The sequence below is a fragment of the Corallococcus sp. AB030 genome (assembly GCF_003668965.1).
Lineage (GTDB): Bacteria > Myxococcota > Myxococcia > Myxococcales > Myxococcaceae > Corallococcus > Corallococcus exiguus.
Map to the genome: position 1 here is coordinate 20,818 of NZ_RAWQ01000026.1, position 11,175 is coordinate 31,992.

Genomic DNA, 11,175 nt, shown 5'->3' on the forward strand with positions numbered 1-11,175 from the left:
GAGGCGGCAGGCTACCGCGCTCAGACAGGGGCCGCGACGCGGACCAGCTGCTTGCCCAGGTTCCGACCCTCGAACAGGCCGCGCAGGGCGGACGGCGCCTGCTCCAGCCCTTCGGCGACGGTCTCCGTCAGGGCGAGCTCCCCCCGGGCCGCCCAGGTGGACAGCTCGCGGAAGGCCTCGGGGAAGCGCGGGACGTGGTCCAGGAAGATGAAGCCCTCCATGCGTGCCCGCTGGAAGGCCAGCTGCATGTAGTTGCGCGGCGTGGCGCCGTAGTCACGGTCCTTGTAGCCGGAGGAGACCGCGCCGCAGAGCACCACGCGGGCGCGTACCGCCAGGTGGTCCAGCGCCGCCTCCAGCACGGGCCCTCCCACGTTGTCGAAGAAGACGTCGATGCCCTTGGGCGCCAGTGCCTGGAGGCGCGTCCGGACGTCCTCGGACTTGTAGTCGATGCAGGCGTCGAACCGGGCAACGCGGGTGACCCAATCGACCTTGTGCTGGCCGCCCGCGATGCCGATGACGCGGCAGCCTCGGAGCCGTGCGACCTGTCCGGCGATGGAGCCCACGCTTCCCGCGGCGCCGGAGACCAGGACGGTCTCACCTGGAGCCGCGCGGGCCACGTCCGTCAAGCCAATCCACGCGGTCAGCCCGCTGGCGCCGTAGAGGTTCAGCATGGCCTTGGGGTCGATGCCGTCCGGCACCTTGTTGAAGCCGAAGAGGCCCGCGTCACCGGCCAGCGCGTACTCCTGCCAGCCCGTCATGCCCGTCACCCAGTCGCCCACGGCCAGCCGTTCGGAACGGGACGCGATGACCTGTCCGACACCTGCCCCGCGCATGACCTCGCCGAGCTCGACGGGCCGGATGTAGGTCGCGTGGGGATTGAGCCACGTGCGTTGGGTGGGTTCGATGGCGAGCCAGACGACGCGCACCAGTGCTTCGCCGGGACCCGGGGCCGGCACCGGCGTCTGACGCCATTCGAAGCAGGAATCGGAGACTTCATCGTGGGGACGCGACTTCAGCACCCACTGGTGGTTCATGGTGTCTCCTTGGAGAACGCGGGGGCCGCGAGCTTTCGGGCGCAGTCGCGGATGTCGTCCGGCCAGCTCCGGGTCCACTTGTTGAAGCGGGTGCGGTCGCCCGCGTAGAGCGCGCGGGCGGCCTCCTCGTAGCCCGGCGCGTTGCCGGCCATCGTGGTCATGAAGCGGTCCGCGGCGGCCTGGGCGCGGCGGACACGGTCGGCGTCGCCGCTGTTCGCGCGAGCGGCCTCCACCAGCTTGCGCAGGGCCACGGACGCACCGCCGGGTTGCTCGGACAGCCACTCCCAGTGGCGGGGGAGCAGCGTCACCTCGCGGGCCACGACGCCCAGCTTCGGACGGCCGGGGCCTCGGGGCTCGGAGGACTCGGAGGCCGGGTCCGGCGCGGGTTGGAGGCGGGCGAGCACCTCCGCCAGCGTGCCGCGCAGGTGGAAGTCCACGGTCCGGCCCGTGGCGTCATCGAACAGGAGCAGGGATTCATGCTCGCCCGCGTCGAGCGCGGCCTTGGCGGCGGTGACGACCTCGGCCGGTGAGCCGGAGGCAAGCAGGCGTTGGCCGGTGAAGGCGGTCCAGGTGGCGGAAGGAGAAATCATGTTGGGGATATTATCCGGGTAGAAACAGGCGTCAATTCCATCCGGGTAATATGGGCTCATTGACCGGAATGGCTGGCCATGGGAGCAGGTCGGTCAGGAGGCGAGGCATGAAGGACGCGAACCGGATTCCCGTCATCGTGGGCGTGGGGCAGATCAACGACCGGCCGGAGGATCCGCTGCGGGGCCTGGATTCGCTGGGCTTGATGGAGGCCGCGCTGCGGGCGGCGGACGCGGATGCGGGCGGTGGGTGGCTCTCCCGGCTGGATTCGCTGGCGGTGGTGGATCAGCTCTCGTTCCGGCAGATGGGCCCGTTGCCGCTCGCGCTGGCGGAACGCCTGGGCGCCCGGCCGCGCATTCATGAACAGACGGCGGAGGCCAACGGGGACAGTCCGGTGCGGCTGCTCCACGAGGCTGCCAACCGCGTTGCTTCCGGTGCCGTGGAGGTCGCGGCGGTCGTGGGCGGCGAGGCCCTGCGCACGGCGGCCCGGCGCGCGGCGCTGGCTGCGGGGGATGCACCCTCCGCGCACAACGCCGCGACGAGCATCGGTGTCCAGGCTCACGCGGCCTACCGGAAGCGCTACGGCCTCAACTCTCCGGTCGACGTCTATCCCCTGTATGAGAACGCCGGCCGTGCCGCGTATGGCCAGACGCTGGCGGAGGCGCAGCGGGAGAGTGGCGAAATCTGGTCGCGGTTCTCGCAGGTCGCGGCGGGCAATCCGGGGGCGTGGATCCGCGAGCCTTTGTCCGTGGAAGAGATTGTCACGCCCTCCGCGTCCAACCGGCCCATCGCGTTTCCGTATTGGAAGCGGATGGTGGCGAACAGCGCGGTCAACCAGGGCGCGGGGTTCCTGGTCACCAGCCTGGCGAATGCGCTCGCGCGCGGTGTGCCGGAGGACCGCCTCGTGTACGTGGGACGGGGCGCGGCGGCGCATGAGCCGGAGGACTTCCTCGCGCGCGATGGCTATGCAAGCTCACCGAGCATGGCCGTGTCGCTGCGCCGCACGCTGGAGTTGAATGGGTTGACCGTCGACATGCTCGACTTCGTGGAGCTCTACAGCTGCTTCCCGTGCGTGCCGAAGATGGCGCGCCGGGTGCTGGGCTGGCCGCTGGAGAAGCCCGCCACCGTGTTCGGGGGGCTCACGTTCGGCGGTGGGCCCATCGCCAACTACATGAGCCACGCGGTGGTCAGCATGGTGCAGCGGCTGCGCGTGCAGGGCCGTCATGGCCTGCTCTTTGGCAACGGCGGCTTCGCTACGCACAATCACAGCCTCGTGCTCACGCGCGAACCGCAGCCTGCTGGAACACTGCCCCAGCCCTTCGAGCATCAGGCGGAAGCCGACGCCGCGCGCGGCCCGGTCCCTCCGTTCGTGGAGGGCGCCACGGGCCCCGGCCGCATCGAGACGTACACGGTGCTGTACGAACGCGACGGCAGCCCGAGGTTCGGCGTCATCGTCGCGCGCGGCGCGTCCGGTGAGCGTTTCCTCGCGAAGGTCCCGGCCCACGACACCGCGGGCATCGACTTCCTGTGCGACGGGAAGGAGGAGCCTATCGGCAGTGAAGGTCACGCCGTCGCCGGACCCGGCGGGGACATCCTCTGGCACCGGTCTTCCTCCTACAGCGTATAGGCGGGATGGGAGACCTCCGGATACGTGCGCCTCTTCTGGAAGGACGTCCCCACCCAGCTCAGCACGGGCGAATGGTCGCTGACGCTCGAGGCCGGCGCCGCGATGGAAGCTGTCACCCACGCGACCCGCTTCGTGCACCACGCGTCATCCATGCACACCTACGCTGTGTGGAACCATCCATCCATGACAGAGTGGGAGCCATCCGAATCCTCCTCTCGATCGCGTTCTGGACCTTCCTCGCGCTGTCCAGCGCGGTGTTGTTCCTTGGAGCGCTCCTGCTGTGGGCGCTCACCCGCCCGTTTGACGCGAATGGACGCGTGCTTCACCTGTACTCGTGCTTCTGGGCACAGCTGTATTTCTACGTGAACCCGATGTGGCACCTGCGGGTGGAGGGCCGCGAACGCCTGCCCTGGAAGGGCGCGGCGGTGCTGGTGGCCAACCACGAGTCGCTGGGGGACATCCTGGTCCTCTTCGGCCTCTACCGGCCTTTCAAGTGGGTCTCCAAGGCGGAGAACTTCAAGCTGCCGCTCATCGGCTGGAACATGCATCTCAACCGGTATGTGCCGCTCATCCGCGGAGACCGGGCGAGCATCATCCAGATGATGGCCGGGTGTGAGCGTTGGCTGTCGCGTGGCGTCCCCATCCTGATGTTTCCCGAAGGCACCCGCTCCAAGGATGGGGAGGTGAAGGCCTTCAAGGACGGCGCCTTCACGCTGGCCATCCAGCAGCGCTGCCCCATCATCCCCGTGGTCCTCACTGGCACCGCGCGGACCATGCCCAAGCACGGGCTGGTCATCCAGCAGGCGGTCCACGCCCGGGTGCGCGTGCTGGAGCCCATCGACCCGGAGGGCTTCGCCGGGGACGTGCACGCCCTGCGCGACCACGTGCGCGATGTCATTGTCCGTGAGAAGGCGCGCATGGAAGCCGAGCGCTGAACGTCACGCAACCGGCCCGAGACACTGAGCCGTAGCCCCCAACGGTTATCACTCGCTGCGCGGCGGGCGGCATGAGCCGTCCGCGCCTCGTGTTTGGACAAGGTATCCATTCGGTGACATCGCTGCCGCCACGAACGCGACGGCAGCCCCCGGTTCGGCGTCATCGTCGGGCGAGGCGCCTCCGGTGAGCGCTTCCTTGCGAAGGTCCCGGCGCGGGACACCGCGGGCATCGATTTCCTATGCGACGGGAAGCAGGAACCCGTCAGCACGGAAGGGCACGCCGTCGCCGGACCCGGTGGGGACATCCTCTGGCGCCGGATCCAGGCTTCATTTCTTGAAATACCGTTTTTTCTGAAGCAACCCGTTCAGCTCCACCGCGACAATGGAGCCTGCCCGCCCGTGGAGCGCGCCATCCATCTCGTGATGGCGCGACAGGAAGATGCGAGCTGGAACGGAGCCTGTGGATGCACCCCGCGAATCACGACTTGAAGAGCACCTGGAAGGTCCTGTCCCTGGGGCTGCTGGCCGCGTGGATGGGCTGTGGCGGGGATCCGCTCCAGGAGCCCCTGGCCTCGCAGCAGGGGGCGCTCGTGGACGGCTACAACCTCGTCGTCACGGGCGTGAGTCCCACCACGGTGGTTCCGAGCAGTGCCGTCACCTTCAGCGCGACCATCCGGAACGCGGGGAACGTCGCGACGCCCGCGGGCATCGTCCACGGCCTCTCCTTCTGGGTGAACGGTACACAGGTGTCGTGGTCGGACACGTACACGAGCTCCATCGCGCCGGGGGGCAGCGTCACGCTCACCGCCAACTCCGGCCCTGCGGGGACGAAGGCGTGGACCGCGCCGGCCACGGCGGGGGCCCACACGCTCCTCGCGCACGTGGATGACATCAACCGCCTGCCGGCGGAGACGAACGAGAGCGATAACCAGTCCAGTTTCCCGCTGAGCGTGACGCCCGCCGCGACCTGCTCGGACCGGGTGCGCAACGGCACCGAGACGGGAGTCGACTGCGGGCCGGACTGTGGCCCCTGCGAGTGGCCGTTCACCGCGGTGCCGCGTACCACGCTACGGAACTCGGCGAAGCGGGTGTATGCGCACTGGCACTACTACCCGGTGTCGTTCGACAACACCAACCCGACGTCCAATGACTACTACGAGCGCGCCTACATCGCGGTGAATGGCGAGAGCGGAAGCCACGCGGCCTACGGCGGCATGATGCGAGAGCGGCCGCTCCCGAGACTTCCCCGCGCGGAGACTGACTGGCGGCTTCGCGACGCGAAGGACGAAATCGAGCTCGCGGCGAGGATTGGCATTGATGGCTTCTATCTGAACCTGTGGACCGACAGCGACGTGAACAACGGCGCGGTGTGGACGCGGGCGAAGACGATTGTCGACGCGGCCTCGCAGGCCGGCGGCTTCGACATCATCCCCAACTTCGACATGACCATCCTGGGGACGGGGAGCCAGGCGGGGGACCAGGACCTGATGATTCGCATCCTGGGTCAGCTGAAGGGCTCCGCGGCGCTCCTGCGGCGGCCGGATGGGAAGTATGTCGTTGGCCTGTTCAATCCCGCCGCGCAGGGCCGGACGGCGGCGTTCTACGCCACCGTGAAGCAGCGCGCGTCAACGGAGCTGGGCATGAGCCTGTACCTGGTGCCGGTCTTCCTTGGCACTGGGAGCACGGCGCTCTTCGAGGAGTACAAGAGTGTGGGGGATGCCTACGCGGGGTGGGGGACGGCCGTCCCGGTGACGACGGCGGGGTACTCCGGGAGCCTGAAGACGAAGGCGGCCGGGTACGGGAAACAGTGGATCCATCCGATGAGCAGTCAGGACTACCGGCCCAAGGACAAGGCCTTCTGGGAGGCGCGCAACTCCCTGACGCTCCGCTCCATCTGGGAGAATGTGATTGCCGACGGCCTGGACGAGGTCCAGATCGTCACCTGGAACGACCAGCACGAGCACCACAACATCCGGCCGTCGACGGGGAAGCAGTGGCCCGCGTACGACATGACCGCGTACTACATCCAGTGGTTCAAGACGGGCACACGGCCGACCATCGAGCGCGACGTGCTGTATTACAACCACCGCATCCACAATTCGTCTCTCGTGCCCACGACCCAGACGTCCGCGAACCTCGCGGTGTGCAGGGCAGGGTGCCCGGCGACGAATGAAGTGGAGCTGGTGGGCTTCCTCACGTCCGCGGGCCGGCTTGAAATCACGCAGGGCACGGCGACCTACGGCGAGGACAAGACGGCGGGCGGCGTGCAGGCCATCCGGACGGCGTTGGCGGTGGGGACGCCGACCTTCCGGCTGAAGCGCTCGGGGGCCACGGTGGTGCAGTTCCAGAGCATGCACCCCATTGTCGGTTCCATCGCGTATCAGGACCTGCTGTACCGCGCCGGAAGCTCGGCCCGCGCGGCGCTCCCGTCCTGCGCGACCTCCTGTGCCAACGCAGAGGCCCGCTGCCGGCTGTGCCCCGGCGAGCCGATGTGGCTGAAGCGCTGAAGACGCTCAAGGGGCGACGGGCCTGGGCTTCGGCGGCAGTACCCTGGCCGGATACTTGCTGAAGGAGGCGACGGCTCCTGCGCGGGTGCAGGGCCTGGCCCCTCGAATCGAGCCACCAGCCCGTCAGGTTGTCATCCTGGCGGGCCTGGGTGTGTGCCATTCCGGCACGGGCTTTCGAGGGAAGGAGACAGCGGGTGTTCACCGTCTTCGATTTGTTTCGGTTGCTGTCGGTCCTGGCGGGCGCGGGTGTGGGCGCATTCGTGGGGCACGGCCTCCTGGGATGGATGGGGGCAGCTGGGGGCGTGCTGGTGGGATGGGTGGTGGGCTACGGGGTCGGAGGACTTCCGTTCTTCTTCGTCGCGAGGTTCCTGAACAACGACCTGCGTCGAGCGAACCCGGCGTCACTGAGCCAGCGCCTGGAGGCGGAGTACTACATCTCCCATCTGATTCTGGCGGAGCTGGCACAGCGCGGCGAGGACCTGGCGAAGTACGAGGAGCCCATCCTCCAACTGCTGCGGTCCGAGTCAGGGGACCGGCGGAGGCATGGGTGGGCGAGCCTCCGGTTCTTCTACCCCGCCCGGGCGGAAGCGCTGGCGGACTACAAATACGAGGCTCCGGCCGAGGAGTGTCGAAAACAGGTGGAGGAGGCCCTCGCAAAAGGTCGGCTGGTTGAGCAGGCCTAGGGGCCGCGGTCCAGCCACTCGAACGTCCGCGGGCCCAGGAGCACTTCGAGCGGCTTGCCCGATGTCTGGCTCAACCGTTGCTCAAGTCCTCCCCTCGTGGTCCCAGAGGGAGAGTCAGCGTGAGACGGATGACAGTCGCAGGGATGTTGTGGGGAATGGGTGTGGCGCTCGCGACCCTGAGCGGGTGCGGAGCGCCACTGACGGTGGAAGAAGATTTACATCCGCCAGGGGCGGAGACCGTCAGCACGGAGCGCGCGGCGCTCACGACGCGGACGGTCATCCTGACGCCCACGGAGGACGCGCATGTGGAGGCCGCGTCCCCGAACACGAGCTTCGGCGCTTCCTCCACCTTGAAGGTCTCGCGAACCCCCGAGGCGCTGACGTACCTGCGCTTCTCCGGGGCCGAGCTCCCCGTTGCCGGGACGGTGACGTCCGCGAGGCTGCGCCTGTTCGCCATGAACAACGCGGCCCAGGGGGTCGTCGTGCACGACTCGCCGGGCGTGCACATCTGGGACGAAAGCGTGACGTGGAACACCCGGCCGAGCTGGAGCGACGCCTTGCTCACCTCGAGCGAGGGGCCCGTGAGGAGCGGGACCTGGGTGGAGCTCGACGTGTCGGGCATGTACATCCCCAGCCGCTACTACAGCGTCGACTTCCGCCTCTCCGCGAAGGGCACGGACAGCCTCACGTTCGGGTCGAGCGAGTCCTTCGAGTACAAGCCGCAGCTCGTCCTCACCGTGGAGTCCGCGGAGAACAACCCGCCGCCGCCGCCCGCGCCGCTCACGCTCTCCGGCGCGCCGGTCTCCTTCACCGCGAGCGGCGACACGTTCGTCGACGCGGAGAGTCCGGGCACGGCCCAGGGCGGCGCCACGACGTTCAAGGTGGACAGCGCCCCCATGCAGGAGGCCTACCTGCGCTTCCCGGTGCAGGGGCTGACGGAGGCCGTGCAGCGCGCGGTGCTGCGCCTGTACGTGAACTCGGGGTCGGATGACGGCCCGGCCGTGTACGCGCTGACGGGGCTGCCGTGGAGCGAGGCCAGCGTCACGTGGAACTCGCGGCCGGCCCGCACGGGCAGCCCGGTGGAGGACGCGCAGGGGCTCGCGACGGGGAGCTGGGTGGACTACGACGTGACGGACCTGGTGCGTGGCAACGGGGACGTGACGTTCGGGCTGTACCCGACCTCCAGCGACGGCGTGACGTTCTACTCGCGGGAGAGCGCGGATGCGTCGCTGCGTCCCCGGCTGCTCGTCTGGACGGGCGCGGCGAAGACAGCCCCGACGGACGCGTGCCTGACCCGCACGGAGTACGTCGAGGTCCCCGTCAGCGCGCTGCACGACACCTACGCGGCGGCGGATGCGCCGGACTCGAAGTTCCAGCACCACGCCTCGCTGCGGGTGGACGCGGCTCCCCGCGCGGAGGCTTTCCTGCGCTTTGATGTCCAGCTGCGGCCGGAGCGCATTCAACGGGTGGCGCTGCGCCTGTATGCCATTGACGGCACGGGCAACGGGCCCCGGCTCTACCGGGCGTCGACGTTCGACGGGGCGACGACGGACTGGAACCACCGCCCGGCGCCAGTGGGCGAGCCGCTGGTGGACCTGGGGGCCGTCGCGCGGGATGCGTGGGTGGAGCTGGACGTGACGAACACCGTGACGGCCTCCGGGACGTACGCGTTCGCGCTGCTGCCGGACAGCACCAACAGCGTGGGCTTCGTCTCCACGGACGCGGAAGCGCGCCACATCATCGGGGGCGCGCCCCGGCTGGTCATCACGTATGAGAGCAGCCCGTTCTGCTCGTACCGGGGCACGAAGCCGTCGGGGACCACGGCCTGGGTGCGTCAGGTCGGAGGCGCGCGGGCGGAGGCCCCTCGTCACGTGGCGACCGCGCCGGATGGCGGGTTCGCGGTCGTCACCCGGCTCTTCGGCACGGGGACCCCGCCCGTCCCGTCGGGCCACACCGTCACCCTGCACCGGGCGGATGGCGCCGTCGCGTGGACGCGCTCCTTTACGCAGGCAGGGGTGCGGTTGGAGAAGGTGGTGGTGACCACGGTGGGCAACGTGTTGGTCGCCGGCAGCTATGACGGGGCACCGGACCTGGGCAAGGGGCCGCTGCCCCAGGGCTCCGGCCTGGTGGTGATGAAGCTCACGCCTGACGGCACGGTGGACTGGACGCGCGGCTTCCGGGCCTGGTTCGGTGACCCGAGCGACCCGGAGAATTACCAAGACAACCCGATGGAGGTGCTCGACCTGGCCACGGATGCGCATGGCAGCGCGGTGCTCGTCGGCACGTTCTGGGGTTACACGGACTTCGGCAACGGGCCGGTGTACTCGGGCAAGGCGTATCCGTACGACGACGAGTACCCGAACTCCTACGTGCTGAAGCTCCAGTGGGACGGCGCGCCCCTCTGGTCGCGCGTGCTGGACGGGACGTCCCTGGTGGGCACGCGGGCGAACAGCGTCGCCGTGGACGCCAGCGAGGGCGTCATCGTGGGCGGCCATGCGGGCAGCAACACCGACTTCGGTGGCGGCACCGTCGCGGAGCGCGGAGGCTTCGTCGCTAGGTATGACGTCGGGGGCGGCTTCGGCTGGGCGCGGGTGATGAGCGTGCGCTACGGCGAGGTGAACTCCGTGGGCGTGCTGCCCGACCAGCGCATCGCCTTCACCGGGAACTTCAACGGATACCTGTCGTTCGCCGGCCAGGGCTACGTCAGCCGCGAGCCGGAGGAATACGAAGGTGCCCGTGATGCGCTCGTGGGCGTGCTCACCGCGGCGGGCGGGGACGTGGGCTTACGGCAGTTCGCGCACGCCGGGTTCACAGACATGGTGGTGGACGGGTCTGGGAACATCGTGACGACCCAGACCGGCGCGGGGAACCTCGTCGGGCTGGGCGACGTCGGTTGGCGCCAGGACGAACGGCCCCGGCCCACGCTGGCGGCCTTCGGTCCCGGGCTGGAGTCCCGGTGGGTCCGCGTGCTGGGGCTTACGTCCGTGCATGAGCTCCATCTCGCGTCCTCCCCGGACGGTGTCGTCGTGGCGGGCAACCTGAACGAGGCGCTCGAGATGGACGGCACCTGGTACACGCCGCAGTCCCGGCGCTCCGACGTGCTGCTGTTCAAGCTGCGCAAGTAGGCCGCCGTGCCTCGGGGCTCCCGCATCCCAGCGGGGGCCCCGGGGACGTGCCGTGCCCTGCTCGGGCGCGTCCTGCTCGAACCCCACAGCTCATTTGGAACGCCGCTCGGTCGCTGCTGGAGATCCTCGACCCACATGGCGACAGGCAAGGGCTGGAGCGGCGATGCCGCTACGGGGCACGCGGCACGCTTGCGTTGGAGCGTTTGTCACGAGCGGAGGATGGCCGCATTGCCTACCGCATGAAGCGCCCGCTGCCGGACGGTATGATGCACCTGCTCTTCCCCAGGCTTGAGATGCTCCGCCGGCTGGCCAGCCTTGTGCCTCCTCCGAGGGCAAACCTGACGAGGTTCCATGGCGTCTTTGCCCCATGCGCGAAAGTGCGTCCAATTCAGCTCCCTCAAGCAGGGGCGGATCCGGGGCCTACGGAGGAGAGCCCCGCCTTTGCCGCGACAGTGGAGGAGCCGAGCAAGGAGCGCACACCTCGTTTGGACTGGGTCGGGCTGCTCAAGCAGGACGTTCTCCTTGGATGTGCTCGTGTGCTTGAGATGTGGAGGAAGGCCTAAGGGTGTTGGCGTACGTGAAGGGAGCAGGAGGAGGGAGCAATTGTTGAGCACCTGGGTTGCCCACGGCGAGTGCGCACCTAGCCCCTGATCGAGGGCCGCCCCAGAGTTCGTGG

The 11,175-nt window shown here is 69.0% G+C and carries 9 protein-coding genes; 6 read left to right on the forward strand and 3 right to left on the reverse strand.

The features are described from left to right. Positions 1-20: 20 nt before the first annotated feature. Together D7Y15_RS09415 and D7Y15_RS09420 are read right to left on the reverse strand one after the other, a co-directional pair. Positions 21-1,034 carry an NADP-dependent oxidoreductase gene (locus tag D7Y15_RS09415; protein ID WP_121752331.1) on the reverse strand — a complete coding sequence of 338 codons (1,014 nt, stop codon included), beginning with the start codon at positions 1,032-1,034 and terminating at the stop codon, positions 21-23. After that, on the reverse strand, positions 1,031-1,624 hold the full coding sequence (locus D7Y15_RS09420; protein WP_121752332.1) for a DUF2239 family protein: 594 nt from the start codon (positions 1,622-1,624) through the stop codon (positions 1,031-1,033). The genes D7Y15_RS09415 and D7Y15_RS09420 overlap by 4 nt, the downstream gene beginning before the upstream one ends. 107 nt (positions 1,625-1,731) lie before the next feature. Between D7Y15_RS09420 and D7Y15_RS09425 the strand changes: the two genes are divergently transcribed. After that, positions 1,732-3,249, forward strand: a complete 1,518-nt coding sequence (locus D7Y15_RS09425) for an acetyl-CoA acetyltransferase (protein ID WP_121752333.1) — start codon at positions 1,732-1,734, stop codon at positions 3,247-3,249. Here the strand turns inward: D7Y15_RS09425 and D7Y15_RS45205 are convergent. Next, positions 3,237-3,401, reverse strand: a complete 165-nt coding sequence (locus tag D7Y15_RS45205; RefSeq protein ID WP_172814716.1) for a hypothetical protein — start codon at positions 3,399-3,401, stop codon at positions 3,237-3,239. The genes D7Y15_RS09425 and D7Y15_RS45205 overlap by 13 nt on opposite strands. Before the next feature lie 48 nt (positions 3,402-3,449). Here D7Y15_RS45205 and D7Y15_RS09430 point away from each other — a divergent pair, with 48 nt between their 5' ends. The 5 genes from D7Y15_RS09430 to D7Y15_RS44645 all read left to right on the forward strand — a co-directional run bounded on the left by D7Y15_RS09430 (position 3,450) and on the right by D7Y15_RS44645 (position 11,062). Further along, a complete protein-coding gene (locus D7Y15_RS09430) occupies positions 3,450-4,184 on the forward strand; it encodes a 1-acyl-sn-glycerol-3-phosphate acyltransferase (RefSeq protein ID WP_233597464.1) in 735 nt (244 codons plus the stop codon). Positions 4,185-4,648: 464 nt separating this feature from the next. Further along, on the forward strand, positions 4,649-6,691 hold the full coding sequence (locus D7Y15_RS09440; RefSeq protein ID WP_121752335.1) for an endo-1,3-alpha-glucanase family glycosylhydrolase: 2,043 nt from the start codon (positions 4,649-4,651) through the stop codon (positions 6,689-6,691). 194 nt (positions 6,692-6,885) lie between these two features. Beyond that, on the forward strand, positions 6,886-7,374 hold the full coding sequence (locus tag D7Y15_RS09445) for a hypothetical protein (RefSeq protein WP_121752336.1): 489 nt from the start codon (positions 6,886-6,888) through the stop codon (positions 7,372-7,374). Positions 7,375-7,529: 155 nt separating this feature from the next. After that, positions 7,530-10,499: a DNRLRE domain-containing protein gene (locus tag D7Y15_RS09450; RefSeq protein ID WP_233604869.1), complete on the forward strand. Its 2,970-nt coding sequence runs from the start codon at positions 7,530-7,532 to the stop codon at positions 10,497-10,499. 47 nt (positions 10,500-10,546) lie between these two features. Further along, on the forward strand, positions 10,547-11,062 hold the full coding sequence (locus tag D7Y15_RS44645; protein ID WP_158629025.1) for a transposase: 516 nt from the start codon (positions 10,547-10,549) through the stop codon (positions 11,060-11,062). The last annotated feature ends 113 nt before the right edge of the window (positions 11,063-11,175 follow it).

Coding starts and splice junctions, on each gene's coding strand:
- D7Y15_RS09440 (WP_121752335.1), top strand. CDS start 4,649: ATGCACCCCGCGAATCACGACTTGAAGAGCACCTGGAAGGTCCTGTCC.
- D7Y15_RS09450 (WP_233604869.1), top strand. CDS start 7,530: ATGGGTGTGGCGCTCGCGACCCTGAGCGGGTGCGGAGCGCCACTGACG.
- D7Y15_RS09425 (WP_121752333.1), top strand. CDS start 1,732: ATGAAGGACGCGAACCGGATTCCCGTCATCGTGGGCGTGGGGCAGATC.
- D7Y15_RS45205 (WP_172814716.1), bottom strand. CDS start 3,401: ATGGATGACGCGTGGTGCACGAAGCGGGTCGCGTGGGTGACAGCTTCC.
- D7Y15_RS09415 (WP_121752331.1), bottom strand. CDS start 1,034: ATGAACCACCAGTGGGTGCTGAAGTCGCGTCCCCACGATGAAGTCTCC.
- D7Y15_RS09420 (WP_121752332.1), bottom strand. CDS start 1,624: ATGATTTCTCCTTCCGCCACCTGGACCGCCTTCACCGGCCAACGCCTG.